Origin of the sequence: Pseudomonas sp. SIMBA_068 (genome assembly GCF_046534705.1) — a bacterium.
Classification (GTDB): Bacteria; Pseudomonadota; Gammaproteobacteria; order Pseudomonadales; family Pseudomonadaceae; genus Aquipseudomonas; species Aquipseudomonas putida.
The window spans coordinates 35,981-56,106 of the sequence record NZ_JAWRYI010000006.1 but is presented as its reverse complement, the minus strand read 5'-3'; the positions used below and the strand labels follow the sequence as shown (position 1 = coordinate 56,106).

The 20,126-nt window shown below is 63.1% G+C and carries 15 protein-coding genes and 1 tRNA gene; 14 read left to right on the top strand and 2 right to left on the bottom strand.

The genetic code is table 11. The features are described 5' to 3' along the window. The first annotated feature begins 49 nt into the window (after nt 1-49). A tRNA-Arg gene (locus tag SB756_RS15540) sits at nt 50-126 on the top strand. Nucleotides 127-166: 40 nt separating this feature from the next. On the opposite strand, the gene SB756_RS15535 is transcribed toward SB756_RS15540, so the two are convergent. Continuing rightward, a complete protein-coding gene (locus tag SB756_RS15535; protein WP_410911082.1) occupies nt 167-1,072 on the bottom strand; it encodes a hypothetical protein in 906 nt (301 codons plus the stop codon). A gap of 210 nt (nt 1,073-1,282) precedes the next feature. On the opposite strand from SB756_RS15535, the gene SB756_RS15530 reads away from it, so the two are divergent. From SB756_RS15530 to SB756_RS15470, 13 genes are all read left to right on the top strand, one after another. Next, a complete protein-coding gene (locus SB756_RS15530) occupies nt 1,283-2,800 on the top strand; it encodes an SrfA family protein (protein ID WP_410911081.1) in 1,518 nt (505 codons plus the stop codon). A 20-nt stretch (nt 2,801-2,820) separates the two neighbouring features. Further along, a complete protein-coding gene (locus SB756_RS15525) occupies nt 2,821-5,898 on the top strand; it encodes a virulence factor SrfB (protein ID WP_410911080.1) in 3,078 nt (1,025 codons plus the stop codon). Continuing rightward, nucleotides 5,895-8,603: a virulence factor SrfC family protein gene (locus SB756_RS15520; protein ID WP_410911079.1), complete on the top strand. Its 2,709-nt coding sequence runs from the start codon at nt 5,895-5,897 to the stop codon at nt 8,601-8,603. Before SB756_RS15525 ends, SB756_RS15520 begins: the two co-directional genes overlap by 4 nt. A gap of 5 nt (nt 8,604-8,608) precedes the next feature. After that, nucleotides 8,609-9,649 (top strand): hypothetical protein, encoded by a 1,041-nt coding sequence (locus SB756_RS15515; protein ID WP_410911078.1) that lies wholly within the window; start codon nt 8,609-8,611, stop codon nt 9,647-9,649. Further along, nucleotides 9,646-11,598 (top strand): vWA domain-containing protein, encoded by a 1,953-nt coding sequence (locus SB756_RS15510; RefSeq protein ID WP_410911077.1) that lies wholly within the window; start codon nt 9,646-9,648, stop codon nt 11,596-11,598. The genes SB756_RS15515 and SB756_RS15510 overlap by 4 nt, the downstream gene beginning before the upstream one ends. Nucleotides 11,599-11,604: 6 nt before the next feature. Then, on the top strand, nt 11,605-12,303 hold the full coding sequence (locus SB756_RS15505) for an ABC transporter ATP-binding protein (protein WP_410911076.1): 699 nt from the start codon (nt 11,605-11,607) through the stop codon (nt 12,301-12,303). Further along, nucleotides 12,287-13,510 carry an ABC transporter permease gene (locus tag SB756_RS15500; RefSeq protein ID WP_341797275.1) on the top strand — a complete coding sequence of 408 codons (1,224 nt, stop codon included), beginning with the start codon at nt 12,287-12,289 and terminating at the stop codon, nt 13,508-13,510. The genes SB756_RS15505 and SB756_RS15500 overlap by 17 nt, the downstream gene beginning before the upstream one ends. Then, nucleotides 13,500-15,050, top strand: coding sequence for a formylglycine-generating enzyme family protein (locus SB756_RS15495; protein ID WP_410911075.1), 1,551 nt, complete (start codon nt 13,500-13,502; stop codon nt 15,048-15,050). The genes SB756_RS15500 and SB756_RS15495 overlap by 11 nt, the downstream gene beginning before the upstream one ends. A 23-nt stretch (nt 15,051-15,073) precedes the next feature. Then, nucleotides 15,074-15,808 (top strand): hypothetical protein, encoded by a 735-nt coding sequence (locus SB756_RS15490; RefSeq protein WP_049274575.1) that lies wholly within the window; start codon nt 15,074-15,076, stop codon nt 15,806-15,808. A gap of 13 nt (nt 15,809-15,821) precedes the next feature. After that, complete coding sequence (locus tag SB756_RS15485; protein WP_410911074.1) at nt 15,822-16,325, top strand: hypothetical protein; 504 nt, start codon at nt 15,822-15,824, stop codon at nt 16,323-16,325. A 46-nt stretch (nt 16,326-16,371) separates the two neighbouring features. Further along, nucleotides 16,372-17,607, top strand: a complete 1,236-nt coding sequence (locus tag SB756_RS15480; protein ID WP_410911073.1) for a hypothetical protein — start codon at nt 16,372-16,374, stop codon at nt 17,605-17,607. 8 nt (nt 17,608-17,615) lie between these two features. Next, nucleotides 17,616-18,908 (top strand): hypothetical protein, encoded by a 1,293-nt coding sequence (locus SB756_RS15475; RefSeq protein ID WP_410911072.1) that lies wholly within the window; start codon nt 17,616-17,618, stop codon nt 18,906-18,908. Nucleotides 18,909-19,033: 125 nt separating this feature from the next. Continuing rightward, nucleotides 19,034-19,471, top strand: a complete 438-nt coding sequence (locus SB756_RS15470) for a CBS domain-containing protein (RefSeq protein WP_016497497.1) — start codon at nt 19,034-19,036, stop codon at nt 19,469-19,471. A gap of 6 nt (nt 19,472-19,477) precedes the next feature. Here SB756_RS15470 and SB756_RS15465 read toward each other — a convergent pair whose 3' ends face one another. Next, nucleotides 19,478-20,116: a hypothetical protein gene (locus tag SB756_RS15465; protein WP_019473112.1), complete on the bottom strand. Its 639-nt coding sequence runs from the start codon at nt 20,114-20,116 to the stop codon at nt 19,478-19,480. Between the last annotated feature and the right edge of the window lie 10 nt (nt 20,117-20,126).

Genomic DNA, 20,126 nt, shown 5'->3' with positions numbered 1-20,126 from the left:
TCAAGGCGATGGACGTCAACGACACAGATGGGTATCATGCGTGCGCGTTGCACTCGTAGCTCAGCTGGATAGAGTACTGCCCTCCGAAGGCAGGGGTCGTGGGTTCGAATCCCGCCGAGTGCGCCATATCAAAAAAGCCCTGGGACATCTCCCGGGGCTTTTTCGTTTATTCCGCCTGCCCTTCTATCAACTGGCCGGCACGCCTGTCACCGTGCAACGCCATGTACCTGGCCAGTTCGCCCAGACGCTTGTCCAGCGCCTGCAGCAGCCTGTCGCGCGTACCGTTCACTTCGTTGGCGTTGAAAATGCCAGGCTCTTTCAAGTAAAGCTGGAACTGCTGGTTGATCTGCCTCGGCGAGAGGGTCACGAAGTTCTGCCCGGCGTTATGGTTGTACAGCGCCACCATCTGCCCCATGTCCTGATTGGCGTTGCGCACAAACGCCATGCTCACATACTGCCCAGGGCGCAGGCGCACACCATTGTTGTTCAGCTGGAAACACGCCTCGGTGCCATTCTCCAGGCGCACCCAGAACTCGTGCTCCTGAACATTGTGCGCAGTGACCTGCATGGTCGATGAGCTGCTACCGGTATGGCCCGTGCCCTGCCACATGTGGCCACCGGTGGTGCGGTGCGAGTGGTAGGCGTCCAGGTGCGTCTGGTTGCGCTTTTCGCTTTCCAGCACCTCGCCGTTACGCACGAAAAACATCAACTGCCGCTCAAAATGGTTGAACGGTTCCTCGACGAAATTGACGTCTTCCGGGGTTAGGGTGATGTCATACATGGTGCGGATCATTTCCGCGCGCGCGGCCTTGTCGCGCTTGGCCTGCTCTTGCAGCTGGGCACGACGCTGCTGGGCATCGTCAATCGCCTTCAGGGCCTGAGCCTTGAGCAACGGCGTTTTCTCTTGCGCGTAGCCTGCGGCCTTGTCACTGGCTTCCTTGATCAAGGGCGCGGCTTTCTGCCCGGCCTCCACCGCCAGGTCCTTGGCCTTTTCCAACGCCTGGGCGGCCTTGGCGGCCAGCTCCGGGTTGGCATCGTAGGCCTTTTTCTTCAGGTCATCCCAAAGGCTCATGCTCTTCGTGCTCCATTCGTCGATGATGAGTTGCCGATGCCGTTGATCGGACCAGGCGGAGTGTAACCGGATAAAACGTCCTTTGACGTCAAAAAGCCATCCATATGAATTGACGAAAAAAGCACTTTGCCATTAGTGTGACTCGGTTTTTCGGTATTGTTTAATGGATACCGAATGGATTCGGCTAATAGACTAGGTAGGTCTACAAGGATGCGCGGAGTATTACTACGCAGCGGTAGAAGTGAGCACTTCACCGCATTGGGCGAGACTGGCCAACCCGTCTATCGCGCTGCTTTGCAGATTCGCGAAGCCATTCGGCGCAAGTACCCGGAGCACCCGGAGCTGATCGAGCACCTGGCCATCCCGCAGAGCGATGAGCAGGGCCGCACCATCGATTGGTACAGCGACCGCCCAGGCGATGTAATCCCCTGGAGCAGCGCCACCGAGGAGGAACGCGCGCCAGCACGTGCGCAGCTCGAGGTGTTGCAAACCAAGATCAACGCCCTGAGCAACACCTTGCTTGGCCTGGATGCCAACGGCCAACCCTCGGCAACGGCCAGAAAGGCCGCCGAAGGTGATAACGCGGTGTTCGGCAAGCTGCTGACCTGTGTCGTGCCCTTCCCTGACGAAAACTTCGTCTACCTGGTCGATGGCCGCCCTGTACTGACCTTCTGGGGCTTCATCCATGCCGGTGCCGAGCGCAGCCGACAGCCCCTGCACTGCCTGTATCCGCGCACCGCACCCATCGCCGAACCCGTGGCCACGCCGCCGGTTCCCCCAGCCGCGCCCATTGCGCCGGCGGCAGCAGCAGCGGTAGCGCCAGCCGCTGCCGTCGCACGCCTGCCGTGGTGGCGCAACTGGCGCTGGCTGCTGCCATTGCTGTTGCTGCTGGCGCTGCTGCTCCTGCTGTTGTTCGGGCTGCGCGGCTGCATCCCTGGGGTCAACCTTTCCGGTCCAGGCATCCCGGACTTTGGCCGCGATACCTCTGCATCAAACAACTACCAAGCCCAAGTGCCTACACAATCGTCGGGCATTGTTGGCGCTGCGAACGGTGCAATGGGTGTAGCTGCCCCGGACGTGGCGGTGAGTAATGGCAACCCGGCGGGCCTGCCGGGCGGCTCAGCCGATGCAGGCGGTGCCGTGCCACAAGGCGATAGCCAAGCGCCGGCGGATAATGCCGACACCCCTGCGCAGGGCAAGCCAGAAACACCGCCAGCGCCGGAGCAGCCGCCAGCGCCAGAGCAAGCATCCGACACGCCACCGCCAGGCGGGCCCGAGGCATCAACGCCAGGGAACACGCCCCCTGCGCCACCACAGCTGGCCGATGAGCAAGCGCAAACCAGCGCTCAGCCGCCGCAACCTGATGACTTGAGCATCCCGCCAGATGCGGCCGACGGCAACGCGGACTTCCTCAACGGCAACTGGGCGGGTGCAGGCATTCAAGAAGCCGGCACTGGCAAACCCCTGCGCCTGAAGTACGACTTCCAGAACGGCAAGGGCCAGGCCACGGTCACCCGCCCGGACAACGTGCAGTGCCATGCGCCAGTTGCCGCAGCCATGCAAGGCGGCCTGTTGTCGATCAACAGTTCCGGCCAGGCCGCCTGCGCCGATGGCAGCAGCTATGACTTGCCGCAAGTGGGCTGCAAAGCCAACGCCAACGGCGCTGCCGATTGCAACGCCAACTACGGTGCCAAAGGCTTCGACATTCAAATGAAAAAAGCCGGCTAATCACACGAGAAACGCAGAAGATGTTGCCCGAAATCACCCAGTTCGAAGAAACGGTCACGCTGGTCAGCGATACCGGAATTCAATTCATGGATTTCGCCCTGCGTCTCGGCCCGGATGGCGAGCAGACCGGCAAATTCGTCCAGCTCAACAACGGCATGGTGCCGACACGCCTGCTGTGGTCCAAGGAGTACAAGGACTTCTACGAGCCCGAGCCAGACAAAGTGGTGCAGGTGGAGTTCGACACCAGCGAAGAGAGCCACTTCCGCTTGCCCATGGAAGACAGCCTGAAGCTGCTGGACGGGATCTGGTTGCCGATCCCGGTCCTGCGTTTCACGCCGCCTTATCGCTTTGACGAAGGCCCGAACAACTGGGCGCGCATGCGCCTGGTCAAGCTCGCGGAGCCCGATGTCGACGGCAACACCCACCGCCTCACCCTCGGCTTCGACAGCCGCACCATGCCAGTGGTTACCGGCGCACCGTACCTGGCGCCCAACGAAGACGACGTGCGCTCGGGCGTGGCGTTCAAGCTGGCGTGCAGTGCCCGCGAATATGGCTGGTTCCTGACGCACACATGGATCCGCGACTGGCTGGTGGAGGTGTACACCGAGGCGCGTGCCGAGTGGACGCGCGAACGCCTGGATCGTGACCTGCAGGGCAACCGCCACCTTGGCCACTATCTGAACCTGCTGAGCCTGTTGCGCCGCCCGGTCCCGGCCGAGCAGAGCAACGAAAAGCCAAAGGTCGAGATCCCGGAAATCAAGGTGATCGCCAACGAGGCCAATGGCATCGTCAAGCCGATCCCGGTGGACCTGGTGCTGGACGTCGGCAACTCGCGCACCTGCGGCATCCTCATTGAGGACCATGGCCAGGCGGGTTCGGGCATGCGCCACAACTACGTACTGGCACTGCGCGACCTGAGCGAGCCGGAAAAAGTCTACAACCAGGCTTTCGAGAGCCGGGTCGAGTTCACCCACGCCGCCTTCGGCAAAGACCACCTGTCGATCAAGAGCGGCCGCCACAATGCCTTCCAGTGGCCGACCATCGCCCGTGTCGGCGGTGAAGCCAGCCGCCTGGCCAGCCGCAACCGCGGCACCGAAGGCTCGACCGGCCTCTCCAGCCCCAAACGCTACCTGTGGGATGAAAAGGCCTACGGCCATGGCTGGCGCTTCAACACCGCCTACGTCAAGACCGACAAGGAGCCAATGGCCGTCGCCGCGCCGTTCGCCAACCTGATCAACGACCGTGGCCAGCCGCTGTACCTCAAGCCCTTCGACATGCCGGTCTTCAACCCGCGCTATTCGCGCAGCAACCTGATGACCTTCATGCTGGCCGAAGTGGTGACCCAGGCGCTGACCCAGATCAACAGCCCGGCGCAGCGCTCGCGCCAGGGCCACGCGCGGGTGCCGCGCCTGCTCAACAGCATTACCCTGACCGTTCCACCAGGCATGCCCCAGGCCGAGCGCAGCCTGCTCAGCAACCGCCTGTACGAGGCCATTGGCCTGGTGTGGAAGAGCCTGGGCTGGCACCAGGACGAGAGCAACCCGTTCAAAGGCAAGGGCGTCGCGACCCGCACCCCGTTCCCTAGCGTGCGTGTGGAGTGGGACGAAGCCAGCTGCGGCCAGCTGGTCTACCTGTACAACGAGGTCAACGAGAACTTTGCCGGTCACCCGGAGGAGTTCTTTGCCACGCTGGCCCGCCCGGACAAGCTTGAGCACGAACAGATCACCCTGGCGACCATCGACATCGGCGGCGGCACCACGGACCTGGTGATTACCGATTACCGCCTGGATCGGGGCACCGGCGGTGGCGCCGGCGCCAACGCGCACATCGTGCCGAACCAGCGCTTCCGTGACGGCTTCAAGATTGCGGGCGATGACATCCTGCTGGATGTGATCCAGGAGTTCATCCTGCCCTCCTTCGCCAACGCGCTGCGCAATGCCGGCGTGCCGGCACCGGATGCGTTGATGTCGAGCCTGTGCGGGAACGGCGGAGCCACCGTCCAGGAACGCCTGCTGCGCCAGCAGTTGAACCTGCAAGTGTTCGTGCCGCTGGGCCTCGCACTGCTGAAGGCCTACGAGCAGTTCGACCCGGCCCTGCCACCCGCCGCGGTCGAGCAAACCTGGCAGCAGGCGCTGGGTGAAGCCGTTGTCAGCGACAAGGTGCTGGCGTACGTCGACGCCGCCGTGCGCCGCGAAGTGGGCCGCGATGGCACGCTTGACCTGCTGCAGACGCCGATCACCTTCGACCTCGAACAGGTGCACGCCGCGTTCATCGGCGGCCAGATCAACGTCACCAGAGCACTTGCCGAACTGTGCGAAGTGGTCGCCAAGTACCCTTGCGACATGCTGCTGCTGACGGGGCGGCCATCGCGCCTGCCAGGCATTCAGGCGTTCATCCGCCAGCGCCTGCCGCTGCCGCCCGGGCGCATTCTGCCGATGCAGAACTACCGCACCGGCGGCTGGTACCCGTTCCATCGCAACGGCCTGATCGACGACCCGAAGAGCACCGCATCGGTGGGCGCGATGATCTGCCTGCTGTGCTCCAACCACAGTGTGCCGAACTTCTATTTCCGCACCGCCGCGCTGAAGCCTTACTCGATCATCAAGCACTTTGGCCAGATCGACGCTGCCGGCACCATCAAGTATCACGACGTGCTCTACCACGACCTGAAGTCTGATAAAGGCCTGATCGAACTGCCCATCGTCGGCGAAGGCGATGAGCGTGGTACGCCTTGGCTGGAGATGCGCGGCGACCTGCACCTGGGTTACCGCCAACTGGCCACCGAGCGCTGGTCGGCCTCACCGCTTTACACGCTGCGTTTCACCCCCTCGGGCAAGGCAGCGTTCTCCAGGGCGATCGGCAAGAATGGCGAAGCGCCGGTTTTGCGCATCCGCCTTGAAGTCGAGCAGTTCGAACAGGAAGAACGCGACCAGGGGCTGATCAGCGACAAGCTGGTCATCCAGAAGCTGGAATCGAACATCCAGGATGCCGACTTCGACTTCGACCGGGATCTTGAACTCTCACTCAACACCATGCCAACCATGAGCTTGAGTGACAGCGACTATTGGCTCGACAGCGGGAACGTCAAAGGAAAATGAGCGACCTTACGCCAAAGCAACAGCAGTTGATGGGTGCCTGGGGCGCCATTCACAAAGGCGCCGGCGAGGCGCTGGAATGGATCGAGCAGGTGCGTGGCAATGCCGCCAGTGTCGAGGCCGAGGCCGATGGCCTCAACCTGCGCCTACGCCAGGCCCGCAACCGCGCCAAGGACCTGCAGCGTGCCGCTTCCACACCCATGGTGATCGGCTTCTTCGGCCTGTCCCAGGCGGGCAAGTCGTACCTGATCTCGGCATTGGCCGCTGACCGCAGTGGCCGCCTGGAAACCGATTTCGGCGGCCGCACCCTGGACTTCATCGAACATGTGAACCCGACCGGCCTAGGCAAGGAAGCCACCGGCCTGGTCACCCGTTTCAGCCGGCGCGCCAGACCCAGCCCGGATGCCAACCATCCGGTCGAGCTGAAGCTGTTCAGCGAAATCGAAGTGGCAAAGATCCTGTCCAATGCCTGGTTCGAGGATTTCGACCAGGAAAAGCTGGATTACACCTATACAGACGAACGCATCCAGACCCTGCTGGCCGGCTTCGAGGGCCGCGAGAACGAAGGCCTGCAACCGGGCGTCAACGGCGATGACGTGGTCGCCCTGTGGGACTACCTCAAAGGCAACTACGAAAAGTCGGTGCGCAAGCTCAACGAGCTTTACTGGCCACGGGTGATCAAGCTGGCACCACGCCTGAACCCGCGCCAGCGTGCCAAGCTGTTTTCAGTACTGTGGGGCGAACAGGACGCCCTCACCGAAATTTATGAACTGCTGGTCGGCAGCCTGCAGAAACTGGGTTTCCCCGACACCGTCTACGCCCCCTTGAGCGTGCTGGTGAAGGAAGAAAACGGCGCCTACACCCAGGCCAACAGCATCATGAACGTCGATATTCTCGGCCGCCTGGGTACTGGCCGCGACCTGCCAGTAAACGTACTGCCGCTGCAGGGCGACAAGGTGCAGGGGAGCGTGACACTGTCGGTCGCGCAACTGGCGGCACTGACTGCCGAGATGACCTTCCGCTTGACCAACAGCCCCAAGGACCCGGTCGTTGAAGAAGTCGACCTGCTCGACTTCCCCGGTTACCGCACTCGCCAGAAGTTGCTGCGTATCGAAGATGCGGCAAGCCCGGACGTGGTCGAAGAGGTCAACCCGGCCGCCAGCCTGATCCTGCGGGGCAAGGTCGCCTATCTGTTCGAGCGCTATACCGACGCCCAGCAGATGAATGGCCTGGTGCTGTGCACCAGTTCGTTCAAGCAAAGCGAAGTGGTCAGCGTGGGGCCGGTGCTGACCCGCTGGATCCACAAGACACAGGGCGCCACGCCCAAAGAACGCAGCCAGCGCACCCCCGGCCTGATCTGGGCGCTGACCATGCTCGATGGCTTCATCGGCAACACGCTCGCCCTGAGCGAAGGGCAGCTGCCCGAAGGCTGCGAGAACATGATGAAGCTGACCATGATCGAGCGCTTCGGCAGCCAGGAGTGGATGAAAGACTGGTCCGGGGTACCGTTCAACAACACCTACCTGGTGCGCAAGCCGCGCCTGGATACCGCGTTCATCGAGCGCGATATCGGCAACGGCGAAGAAACCAGCCTGAACGAGCGCCATGCACCGCGCCTTGTACAGTTACAACAATGCTTCGCGCAAAGCCCGTCGGTGCTGCGGCACATCAAGGACCCGGCTGACGCCTGGGCCGCGATGCTCGAACTGAATGACGGCGGGATCACCCGCTTCAGTGGCAGCTTCCGGGGCATCAGCAACATCGACTTCAAGCTCACCCGTATCGAAGAACAGCTGGAACAGTGCCGCACCGACCTGCTGGAGCACGGCCTGAACACCTGGCGCGAGGAAGACTTCGAGCAACTGCTGAACAAGAAGCGTGAAAAAACCCAGTACCTGCTCGACAACCTGGGCGCCGACCCGGACGCGATCAGCGAACTGATCCATGCCTTGCAGGTGCCTGTCGAACAGCTGCGTGAACTGTACCTGGGCGGTGTGTACGACATCGACGGCATTGACGGCGAGGCCGGCGAAGAGCCGGAACCCGCCGTCAGGGCCCCGGCCAACAAGGCCCCGGCACTCAACTTCGGCAACGTGTTCGGCAACACTGCCTCGGCAACGCCAGCAGTTGCCCCCAAGCCTGTGGCCAAGCGCCTCAACTCCGAGCAACGCTTTGTACGCGCGGCGCTGAAGGCGTGGATCAAGCATATGCGCGAGCTGGGTACGCAACCGCTGCACCTGAGCAGCCTGCGCATGAGCCGCGAAGTGGTCGAGGCCCTGGTCGAGGAACTGGTCAGTGCAGTACGCCGACCGGCCTTCATCGAACAACTGGATGCCGCCGTCATGCGCCGGATTTTCAACGGCGTGCGCCGTGACCAGATAGTCCAGCGCCAGGTCCTGACCGTGCAACTGGCCATGCGGGACTTCCTGTCCTGGTTCGACCTGCTGGGCAAACCTGTCAGCGAGCGCCCGACCGCCCTGCTGGGTGAGGGCCAACCCGTATTCGGCGCCTACCAGACCTTCGCCCAGGGCGAATTGCCAGTGCTCCCGAAAGAGCCGTCCAACCAGGAGCAGAGCTTCCAGATCGACTGGCTGTCGAGCCTGGCCTGGCTGACCCAGGAAAACGCCAAAAGTGGCGCGGACCCGGAAATCACCACCGAGCAGCGACGCCAGCTGGCGGTGCTGCTGAACACCTTTCAAGCGAGTTGATTGCAATGGGTATCAGAGTTGATGTGCTGCCACTGGACGTGAACACACCAGGCCAAGGCCTGTTGCGGATCACCGGCTGGGAAGGCACCAGCGAAGGGCTGCAATGCTCTCTGCAAAGTAGCCAGTCCCACGAGTTTCTTCATGATGGCGGGCACTGGGCCAAAGTGGCTCACTGGTTCCGCCTGGATGGCATGAATGCTGTCGCAGGCGCCCCGGCCATCGAAACGCGGATCGGCCCCAACCTGATCAACCCATTGCTGCAAGCCAGCGGTACCGCCACCTTCCGCATCGAGGTCAGCGACCCGCAGACCGGGCGCAGCGACCTTGGCATGGTGCGTATCAACAGCGCCATCATCGCGTCTGTCGAGTCTGGGCCAGCGCTGGAGAAATCGCCGCCCCCGGCACCGTTGCCCAGCGCGACGGTGATTGTCGAGCCACCTGCGGTGACCACCCCTGAGCCTGCTCCGGCAGTGGCGCCAGAACCCGAGCCCGAAGCCGCGCCAGCCCCCCAGCCGGCACCTGTGGCACCGCCGCCGAAGGCGCCTGCCAAGCAAGGCCAGAAGTGGCTGCTGCCCCTGTTGGCCCTGATCCTGCTGGCGCTTGCCGCCGGGGGCGGTTGGTGGTGGTTCAACCGCAGCGCAGGCGGAGCAACTGCAGCCGTGCCGCCTGAAGACAAGCCCGTCGCACAGGCCGACGCGGCCAAACCTTGTTCGCTGGAAAGCATGCAAGGCCAGACGTCACTGGCGTTCCTGCAGTCGTGCATCCAGAGCAAACCGGACAGCGCCGCACTGCTTGAAGTGATCAGCCTGGCCAAGGCCAACGACCAGTGCGATGTGGCCCAGCGCCTGTATGCCAACCGCGCCAATGCCGGTGACATCCAGATCGCCACGGCCTACGCTCACGAATACGATCCCAAGTACCACCAGCCAAGCAACTGCTTCAAGGCGCCGGAAGCCGCCACCGCAGCCTCCTGGTACGAGACCATCCTCAGCTTCGATGAAAACAACGCCGAAGCCAAGCAGCGCTACGAGGAGCTCAAGCCATGAAGATGCGTAGCATTGGCGCCGCGCTGCTGGCCTTGTCGCTCAGCCCTGCCCTGCAGGCGGCCGACAAGCCCCTGCTGCAGGACGGCAAGAAAACCCTGTTCCAGCGCGTGTTGACCACGCCGGGCTGCAAGCTGAGCGATAACGCCGGGGCTGCCCCTGGCGCCGCGCAACCCACCTTCAGCCGCTTCTACGTGTACGAACGCGCCCAGGCTGACGCCCGCGAGTGGCTGCGGGTCGGCCCTGACACGCAGGGCAAGAGCATCGGCTGGCTGCCTGCCGATTGCACCGTCGAATGGAAAATGCAGCTGACCCTGGCGTTTACCAACCCCGCCAACCGTGATCGGCTGATGTTCTTCAAGGAGCGCAACCAGCTCGAAGGCATTCTCAACGCCCCCGACCCGGTCAGCCATGTGGCCCCGCTACGCGCCAAGCTCAAGCACGGCACCGAGGCGCCCGGCGTGCTGGCCGAAGAGCCCGAATACTTCGTCGACCTGCAGAAAAACTTCTACCTGCTGCCCGTGCTCAGCGGCGAAGAAGTGATGACCGAGGAAGGCTTCCGCACGCGCATCCTCAATGTGGCTTCGGTCAGCAAGGCCGACAGTGCCGCAGCCGTCACACCTGCGCCTGCCCAGGCCGCTGCCAACCAGCAGTTGAAGGCGTTCAGCGCGGCCGTGGTGTTCGTCATCGACTCGACCATTTCGATGGACCCGTACATCGACCGCACCCGCGAGGCGATCAAGCGCGTGTACGGGCAGATCGAGAAGGAAAACCTCGGTAAGCAGGTCAAGTTCGGCCTGGTCGCCTACCGCTCCAGCACCAAAGCAGTGCCGGGCCTGGAATACGTCAGCAAGATGTACGCCGACCCCAACACGGTGAAGGACGGTGCCGACTTCATGGCCAAGGTCGCGGACCTGAAGCAAGCCAAGGTGTCGAGCAGCGAGTTCAACGAAGATGCCTACGCCGGTGTCATGTCTGCCGTCGACCAGATCGACTGGAGCCAGTTTGGCGCACGCTATGTGGTGCTGATCACCGATGCCGGCGCCATTGACGGGGGTGACAAGCTGTCGAGCACCGGCCTTGGCGCCGAACAGGTCAAGATCGAAGCCAGCAACCCTGGCGTGGCCCTGTACACCCTGCACCTGAAAACCCCCAGCGGCGCCAAGAACCACAGCTCCGCCGAAGCGCAGTACCGCACCCTGTCGAACTACCCGGGCACCAACACCTCGCTGTACTACCCGGTCAATGCCGGCGATGTGGAGGCCTTTGGCCGCAAGGTCGACGGCCTGGCTGCCGCCATCACCCAGCAAGTGCGGGCGGCCTACATGGGCGAGGCGGCCATCGGCAGCGCAAACAATGCCAAGGCCGACCCTGCCGAAAAGAAAATGCTCGAGGATGCCGCACTGATCGGCCACGCCATGCAGCTGGCCTACCTGGGCAAGGCCAACGGTACCCAGGCGCCGCCGGTGTTCCAGGCCTGGATCAGCGACCGCGACCTGATCAAACAGAACGTGCCGACCACCGATGTGCGCGTCCTGCTGACCAAGGCCCAACTCAGCGACCTGAGCGATGTACTCAAGCAGATCCTGGATGCCGCCAACGAAGGCATGATTTCGCCAGACGAAATGTTCACCCGCCTGCGCTCGGTTGCCGCGACCATGGGTGCCGACCCGAACCAGCTGAAGCAAGGCTCGACCACTCGCGTGGCAGACCTGGGCGTGCTTGGCGAGTACCTGCAAGACCTGCCCTACCAGAGCGAAGTGCTGAACCTGGACGAAGAAACCTGGAAGGGCTGGGATGGCCTGGCCCAGGAGAAATTCATCCGTAGCCTGAGCACCAAGCTGCGCCATTACCAACGCTACAACGCCGATGTCGACCGCTGGGTTGCCCTGGCGCCGGGCAGTGACAGCCGCGACAACGTCTACCCGGTACCGCTGGAAATGATGCCCTGACCCCATATGCTCGATATCAAGGGACTACTAGTCGTTCGAGGCGAAGGATCGCAGGCTCACCGGGTACGGCTGGACGCCCTGTGCCTGCAACCCGGCGAAGTACGTGCCATCACGGGCGAGAGCGGCTGCGGCAAGAGCACACTGCTGGAGGCCATTGGCCTGCTGCTCAAGCCTGAGCAACTGACGCACTACAGGCTTGGCCCGCAACGCCAGGACGTGGCCAGCCTGCTGGCCAGCGACCAGCAGCCAGCGTTGGCGGCATTGCGTTCGCGCGAGCTGGGCTTTGTGCTGCAGAACGGCGGGCTGCTGCCTTTTCTCAGTGTGCGCGACAACATCCTGCTGCCACGCCGCCTGCTCGGCCTGCCACCTGCCAGCACGGCGGTGGACAAGGCTGTCGAGGCACTGCGCCTGGCGCCGCTGCTGGGCAAGCTGCCCCAGGCGCTGTCCATCGGCGAGCGTCAGCGGGTGGCCTGCGTGCGTGCCATCGCCCATGAACCCCGGGTGCTGTTGGCCGACGAGCCCACCGCCGCGCTCGACCCGCACAATGCAGCGCGGCTGTTCGAACTGCTGCTGCAGCTGGTGGCTGAGCTAGGGCTGAGCGCCTTGGTCGTGTCCCACGACTGGGCACTGGTCGAACGCTTCGGCCTGCCGCGCCTGGGTGCCATCAACGGTCAAGGGGAAACACGCTTTGAACCCGTGGCATAAACGCCTGGCACTGCTGGCACGGTTATCCCTGGCCGATCTCTGGCACGACCGTAACGTTTCCTTGTGCATGGCGGCCTCGCTGGTCGCTGTCATTGCCCCGCTGTTGTTGCTGTTCGGCCTCAAGCACGGGGTGGTCAGCCAACTGCAACAGGAACTGCTCAGCGACCCCCGAAACCTTGAGGTCAAGATGCTCAGCAGCGGCCATTTCGACCAAGCCTGGCTGCAACGGTTGCAGGCACGCCCGGAGGTGGGCTTCGCCATCGGCCAGACCCGCTCGCTGAACACCCAGGCCGACCTGCTGGGTACACACGGCCGCTTCGCCGACAACGTCGAGGTCATCCCTACCCGGGCCGGCGATCCCTTGTTGGCAACAGATCTGAGTGAGCTGGCGCCCGACCAGGTGATTCTCAGCGAACGAGCCGCCGAACGGCTCGACGCCAAGGCCGGTGACACCCTGCGCTTGCGCGTTGCCCGGCGCCTGAACGAAGTCAACGAGCGTGGCGAGCGCACGTTGCAGGTACGTGCCATCGTCAGCTCGGTTCGCTTCGCCCGCCCTGCAGCCTTCGTCAGCCCCGAGCTGCTGATGGAGCTGGAACATTATCGCGACGGTTATCTGGTCGCCAGCCTCGGGGCAAGCAGTGGCCAGGCCCTTGATGCCCTGAACGTCGGCTACGCCCGGGCCCGGGTCTATGCGCGGGACATCGACAGCGTGGCACCGCTGGAGCGCTGGCTTAACGAACAGCGCATCGAAACCGCCAGCCGCCTGGCAGAAATCAACAGCGTCAAGGCAATCAACCACGTGCTCGGGCTGATTTTCAGCGTTATTGCCGGGGCCGCCCTGATCGGCTGCATCGCCTCGCTGGTCGGCGCCTTCCTGGCCAACATCGATCGCAAGCGCCGCCACCTGGCCGTGCTGCGCCTGCTGGGCTTCAGCAGCCCCGCGGTATCGGCCTACGTGGTGCTTCAAGCACTCGTGCTGAGCCTGGTGGGCTACCTGGGCGGCCTTGGCAGCTACTACCTCGGCAGCCTGCTGTTCGACCGCTTGCTGGTCAGCAGCCAGGCAACCGGCGCCTTCATTTGTCACATCACCGTATGGCATGGCTTGGTCGCCCTGCTGCTGGCCTTCCTGGTCGCCGGCCTGGTCGCCCTGATCGGCGCCTTGCGTGCCATACGCATACAACCTGCGGAGAGCCTACGTGAACTCTAAAGCCTACAGCCGCCTGCTTCTGGCGCCACTTGCTCTCGGCTTTGCGCTGCAAGCCACAGCGGCGACCTGGGAAGAGAAATACTACAACCCCATGGCCGACGCCGATGACGTGGTGCTGCCCATGCCGTGTGACGGCGCCATGGTATTTCGCAAGGTGATGATCCCGGTGGCCGGCCCGCTGGACGACTACCCCATCAACATCGGCCAGGACAGCGCCGAGTGGGGCTATGTCGAGCAGACCCGCCCGGCGTTCATTGCCGGCAGTTTCACCAGTGCCAAAGGTGAGAAGTCGCGCTACTACCTGCTGGCCAAATACGAGATGAGCCAGCTGCAGTACAAGGCGTTGATGGACGAAACCTGCCCGACCGCCTCCAACAAGCAGCGCCTGCCGATTGTATCGGTGTCGTGGCTGGACGCCCTGCAGGCTGCCGACAAGTACAACCGCTGGTTGCGTGCCAATGCACCCGACAAGCTGCCCCGAGAAGATGGCGCCCAAGGCTTCTTGCGCCTGCCAACCGAGGTGGAGTGGGAATTCGCCGCGCGTGGCGGTTTGCAAGTCAGCACGGCCGAGTTCCGCGATGGCCGCTACCCCATGCCCGAAGGCCTGAATGCCTACGAGTGGTTCGCCGGCGCGCAGTCCGCCAACGGCCAGTTGCAACTGAGCGGGCTGCTCAAGCCCAACCCGCTGGGCCTGCATGACATGCTCGGCAATGCCAGCGAGATGATGTTCGAGCCGTTCCGCCTGAACAAGCTCGACCGCCAGCACGGCCAGGCCGGTGGCTATGTGGTGCGCGGTGGCAACTACCTGACCAGCGAAGGCGACCTGCGCACCTCGCTGCGCCAGGAAGAGCCGTACTACAACGCCGAGGGTGCAGTGGCCAAGAAAACCAACGGCCTGCGCCTGGCCATGGTTTCCCCGACCCTCACCTCGCGCGACCGGGTAAAAAACATCGAGAAGAGCTGGAGCAACCTGGGCAACGATCAACCGGCTGCCGAAAGCAAGCAGAAAGGCACCGTCAAGGCGCTGGAAGAGCTTGCTTCCAACGTGGAAGACGAAGCCCTGAAGAACCAGCTCAAGACCGTCGAGAACCAACTGCGCGCCAGCAACCAGCAGCAGCAGGAAGCCCGAGACCAGGCGATTCGCGCCAGCCTCAACCTGGGCGCCTTCCTGTGCACCAAGATGCTCGACGACGGCCAGTACCTGGACTTTTTGCAGAAAAACTACGCCAGCAACTGCAAGGCCGGCGAAGAAGACCCGACCTGTGGCGTGCGCAAGGTCAAGCTCGAAGAGCAACAGGAGCGCCTGCACAAGCTCAGCCGCTACTACGCCAGCTCCCTGGTGGAGTCGGGTTCGCTGTACGGCAAGGACCTGCTCGAAGCCCAGGTGCCGGTGCTGGACGGTTCGTTCAAAGCCAACAAGAACCTCAAGGACCTGTCGCCCTACCTGCGTACCCACTGGGCCAACCAGATGTCGTTCCTCAAGACACAGAAGATTGATGCCAACGCATGGCTGAACAGCTGCAAGACCGTCGCACACTGACCCAAGGACATCCAGGAGCCACCATGAACTTCCCTACATCCACCCGTATCAACCCTTGGTTGGGTCTGCTGATGGCTGCTTGCCTGGCCGTTACCGGTTGTGCCAATACCGGTAGCTCGATGACCGGTAGCCAGGGCACTGTCGATCCGCGCCTGACCAGCGGCAACGATGCCAAGTTCTTTACCACATCGGGCTTCCAGGCCTGTGCCATCGCGGCCAGCGCTGGCATTCTTGCCTGCATGCTGTCCAACTCCGGCAATAAGGCAGCCTGCTCGATCATCGCCGGTGTCGGCGCGTGCGGTGTGGCCATGGGCGCCAACTACTACCTTGATCAGCGCCGGGCGAAATATGCCGATACCACCGAGCGCCTGAACGCGATGACTACCGAAGTGCAGGGTGAAACCGCCAAGGTCGCGCAGCGCAGCGATACGCTGCAACGCGTCATCAACGACGACAAGCAACAAATTGCCAGCATCCAGCAGAGCATGAAAGCCAAGACCCTGGACAAGGCCAAGGCCCAGCGGGATATCGCCAACATCGACCAGAACATCGGGTTGATGCGCAAAGACCTGACCAACATGAAAAAACGCGTTACCGAATACCAGCAGGTGGCCAAGCTTGAACGTGATGGCGGCGCCAGCCAAGCCGAAGTGCAAAAGGTCGAAGCCGAGATCACCAAGATGAACACCAAGGTCGCCTCGCTGCAGCAGGAGGTCGATGGCCTCTACAGCCAGCGTTCGGCAATCACCCTGGGCTGAAGGAGTGCACGCCATGTTTCTACGTAACTGCCTGTGCCTGGCACTGCTGGCCAGCCTTGCCGGTTGTGCGACCACTGCCTCCCAGTGCAATGCCTCCGACAGCAGCGCCAGCCTGATCGGCAAGCTCAACTGCGATTACGGCGGAGGTTATGCCGAGGGTGTACGCAACAGCGAACAGCAGCTGCTCAGCGCCAAGGAGCAGAACCGCCAGTTCAACGAAGTGTACGCACAACTGAGTGCACTGCAGGCCTCGACCCGCCAGGACCTGCAAAGCCAGCAGCGGCAGCAGGCCAGCCTGGAAAAATCGTTGAACGACCTGCTGGGCACGCTCAAGGCGCGCCATGGCAACAAGAGCGATGTGCAAAAGCAGATCGCCGGCCTGGAGCAACAGCTCAAGGCTAACCAGGCCGCACCCTCGCAAAATGCCAGCAACGCCCAGATCGAAGCCCGCAAGCAGAAGCTCGCGGCCCTTCAACAACAGGTCAGCCGCCTTCAGCTGAGCCTGGGTTACGAGTAAAACCTCATCGGCAGCTTCGGCTGCCGAATCTTCTCAGGATATCCACATGCAGCGGGTCACCCGCGACACCAGCCCCGCCAAGGACGACCTGCGGGTGCTCGAACAGGCCATGGCGATCATCGTCAGGCATTTTCCGCCGAGCATCGCTCATCTGTTTGCCACCCCACGCAACGGCAAGGATGGCCTGCGCGAATGGTGGTCGGAACTGCAAGGCCAACCGCACCAATACCATGACCTCGGCGCCGAGCAACAGGCCGCGTTGCTGCGCCTCTACGACGAGCGCCAGGAAGCCGTACACCAGCTGGTAAGCAAACTGGAAAGCCTGGGCCAGGCCAACGATGCGGCGCTGCTGCGCAAGCTCATCGGGCCTGCCGACCTGAACAACCTGTACAGCATCAACGGCCAACCGCTGGTCGTGCGCTGGGCCGAACCTGCCCCGGTCAAGCCGTCGCCCACACCGCTGCCGCCACGCCCCGCGCCCGTGGTACGTCGGCGCTGGGTATGGCTGCCATGGTTCTTGTTGCCACTGCTCGGCCTGCTGTTGCTGGCCCTGGCCTTGTGGTTCGGCTGGCCCTACCTGCAGCATTGGCTTGGCAACCGCCCCGCCACGCCCTTCGCCTGCGTGAAAGACACCCGCATACAGCCGCCCGAATTTTCCGTGGTGCTCGACACATCGGGTTCGATGCAACTCAACGTCGCCACCACCCTTGAAGACGAACAATGGTTCTTCCAGCACATCAATGACGACCCGAACATCGATCAGCAGCGTGTCGCGCAACTTACCCGGGCCCCGGTGCGTATGGACGTGGCCAAGAGCAACCTGACCCACCTGATCAACGACCTGCACCCGGCGGTCGATATGCGCGTGGTGACCTTCGATGGCTGCCGCGCGCCGCTGGACCACGGCGTGTTCACCCTGGCCCAGCGCCCGGCATTGATCAAAGGTATCCAGGCACTGGTACCCAATGATGGCACCGCCCTGGCGGCCAGCCTTGATGTGGCGGCCAAAACAATGAACGGTCGCGACCGCGATGGGGTGATCCTGATGTTCATCGACGGTGCCGACGGCTGTGAACAGGACGTGTGTGCAGTGGCGCAGCGGATTGCCCGCGAGCAGTCGAGGTTGCGCGTCAATCTGGTCGACATCAGCAACAGCAATTTGGCCAGCTGTGTGGCCGAGAGTACGGGTGGGAGCATCTATTCCGCCAGCGATGCCGGGCAGGTTGCCGCGGCCATCAAGCTTGCCAGCCAGGAAGTCTCCAGCACAGCCGATTGCGACTAGGACAAAACATGCAAAGGGTAAACCGCGACACCCACGCCAGCCAGGATGCTGCCAGCGCGCTCGAACTCAGGGTGGCGTTGATCCGTCAGCACTTTCCGCCGGGCATCGCTCACCTGTACGCAATACCCCGGCAGGGCCGCGACGGTGTGCTGGAATGGTGGTCTGAACTGGAGGGGCAACCGCATCTGTATGCCACCCTCGGCCGAGAGCAGCAGGCTGCCTTGCTCAAGCGCTATGAAGAGCGCCAGGCAGCCGTCAGCCAATTGGCCGATGAGCTGCAACGGCGCGGCCAGGCGCCCGCAGCCGAAGCGTTGCGCACACTGATCGGCCGACCCGACCTTGCCAACCTCTACAGCATCAACGACGAACCCTTGGTGATTCGCTGGGGGCAGCCGGCACCTGTCGCTGCGCCGCCCGTGGTGTCGCCACCTCCGGCACCGCGACAGCCAGCGCCGGCCAAGCCAAAACCCGCACCAACCCCCAAGCCCACCCGGACACGAACCGTGGTGATGACCGAACGCCGCAGCCTGCGCCTGTGGCCCTGGCTGCTGTTTGGCCTGTTACTGCTCCTGCTCTACTGGCTGTACAGCAGCTGGCCTGTGCTGTACCAGCGCTGGCAGGGCTATACGCAGACTGCAATCTGTACCCCGGGGGGCGCCTTCCAGGCATCGGAGTTTGCGGTGGTGCTGGACACCTCGGGCTCCATGGACCAGCGCATCAGGGTGAAAAAGGAAGATGACCCTTGGTACATCGGCCTGCTGGCCCGCATTCCTTACGTTGACGAACTGCTGGCCAACAACCAGCCGCAACGGCTCACCCGCATGGACGTGGCAAAAAGCTCGCTGACCGCAGTGATCGGCGACCTGGACAAGGCCGTGGACATGCGCCTGGTAACCTTCGATGGCTGCCGCAGCCCGGTGGACCACGGCGTCTTTGGCCAAGGCCAGCGCGCAGACCTGGTCAAGCGGGTGGCCGACCTGAACGCACGTGGCGGGACGGGGCTGGGTATCAGCCTGCAAGCAGCCGCCAGCAAGATGAACGGCCGTGATCGGGATGGCGTGATCGTGATGTTCGTGGATGGCCGGGACAGTTGCGGTACCAGTGTGTGCAGCGTGTCGGAACAGATCGCCAAAAACCAGCCGCGCCTGCGCATCAACGTAGTCAACATCAGCGCCAGCACCGGCTCCAACTGCGCAGCCAGCAACACCGGCGGGCGGGTGTATACCGCCAACGATGCCGCCGCTGTGGCCGCGGCACTCAAGGAAGCGAGCCAGGAGGTGGCCGCGACCGGTTGCCCGTAGGCGCAATGTCGGCTGATGACGTTTTTCAATCGACTCCATGCCGTTTCCTGCATTGCCGTGCAGAGCGCCGTGCCGGATGCTTTAGTTACTCCGAGACAGCGCTTTTTTCACCCGCAGAGGCCCGTATGAAGACCGTCGAACAACTCCTCAAGACCAAGTCCCAGCACCAGACCGTTTACACCATCGGCCCGGATGACTCGGTGCTCGACGCCCTGAAAGTGCTGGCGGAGAAAAACGTCGGTGCGTTGCCCGTGGTCGAGGGCGACCAGGTGGTGGGTATCGTCAGTGAACGGGACTATGCGCGCAAACTGGTCCTCAAGGGCCGCTCTTCCGCCGCCACCCCGGTGCGCGAAATCATGAGCGCACCCGTGGTCACCGTGGAACCGAAGCGGAAGCTCGATTTCTGCATGAACCTGATGACCGACCGTCACCTGCGTCACCTGCCGGTGGTCGACAACGGCAAACTGCTCGGCCTGCTGTCGATCGGCGACCTGGTCAAGGAAACCATCACCGAACAGGCCAGCCTGATTCAGCAGCTGGAGCAGTACATCCGCGGCGAATGACGCCCCTCAATGGTAGGCGCGCTCCAGCTCGTCCAGTTGATGGTCAAAGCTGCGCAGGCGCGCCGACCAGGTGTACACCAGCACCTCCAGGTCACGGTTGAGCACGGCAGTATTGCCATTGCCACTGCAGGTTGGCTCGCCCAGGTCCAGCTGGTAGCGTTCACGAGCCATGGCCTGGGCCACGCTGGACAGGTCGCGGGCATTGGCCAGCCAATGGTGATGGTGGTCATGGATTTCACGGTCGAGTACCCGGCACTGTCGCTTCAGCGCATCCAGGCTCTGCTCCAGCGGCGTGCCCTTGAGCTCGCCCATGACTTCTTCGAACGTGCGCCCCGAATGCCAGTAGCTGCCCCAGAAATAGCGGTCGAATACTGTCTCGACGCGGCGTAGCGCCACCTTGGTGTTCCAGATGGTGAGCAACGTTCGTCCCTGAATCACTTCGCGCTTGTTCAGGTGCAACTGTTGCCAGGCGATCCAGGTCAGCGCCACCAATACCACCGCCACCGTGACAGCGGCAGCCGCATACAGGAAGTGCACAGCCTGGTTCATCTGTTGCGTTTGCCTGATGCCATAGAAGTAACTGGCCGTCAGGGTGCCCAGGATCGTCACGGAGCACCAGAAACCTGGTGCATAGGGATCTTTCATCGCGCTATCC

Excerpts from the sequence above, each read along its gene's own strand:
- SB756_RS15525 (WP_410911080.1), top strand. The coding sequence starts at position 2,821 with ATGTTGCCCGAAATCACCCAGTTCGAAGAAACGGTCACGCTGGTCAGC.
- SB756_RS15520 (WP_410911079.1), top strand. The coding sequence starts at position 5,895 with ATGAGCGACCTTACGCCAAAGCAACAGCAGTTGATGGGTGCCTGGGGC.
- SB756_RS15490 (WP_049274575.1), top strand. The coding sequence starts at position 15,074 with ATGAACTTCCCTACATCCACCCGTATCAACCCTTGGTTGGGTCTGCTG.
- SB756_RS15485 (WP_410911074.1), top strand. The coding sequence starts at position 15,822 with ATGTTTCTACGTAACTGCCTGTGCCTGGCACTGCTGGCCAGCCTTGCC.
- SB756_RS15505 (WP_410911076.1), top strand. The coding sequence starts at position 11,605 with ATGCTCGATATCAAGGGACTACTAGTCGTTCGAGGCGAAGGATCGCAG.
- SB756_RS15475 (WP_410911072.1), top strand. The coding sequence starts at position 17,616 with ATGCAAAGGGTAAACCGCGACACCCACGCCAGCCAGGATGCTGCCAGC.
- SB756_RS15480 (WP_410911073.1), top strand. The coding sequence starts at position 16,372 with ATGCAGCGGGTCACCCGCGACACCAGCCCCGCCAAGGACGACCTGCGG.
- SB756_RS15470 (WP_016497497.1), top strand. The coding sequence starts at position 19,034 with ATGAAGACCGTCGAACAACTCCTCAAGACCAAGTCCCAGCACCAGACC.
- SB756_RS15510 (WP_410911077.1), top strand. The coding sequence starts at position 9,646 with ATGAAGATGCGTAGCATTGGCGCCGCGCTGCTGGCCTTGTCGCTCAGC.
- SB756_RS15535 (WP_410911082.1), bottom strand. The coding sequence starts at position 1,072 with ATGAGCCTTTGGGATGACCTGAAGAAAAAGGCCTACGATGCCAACCCG.
- SB756_RS15465 (WP_019473112.1), bottom strand. The coding sequence starts at position 20,116 with ATGAAAGATCCCTATGCACCAGGTTTCTGGTGCTCCGTGACGATCCTG.
- SB756_RS15530 (WP_410911081.1), top strand. The coding sequence starts at position 1,283 with ATGCGCGGAGTATTACTACGCAGCGGTAGAAGTGAGCACTTCACCGCA.
- SB756_RS15515 (WP_410911078.1), top strand. The coding sequence starts at position 8,609 with ATGGGTATCAGAGTTGATGTGCTGCCACTGGACGTGAACACACCAGGC.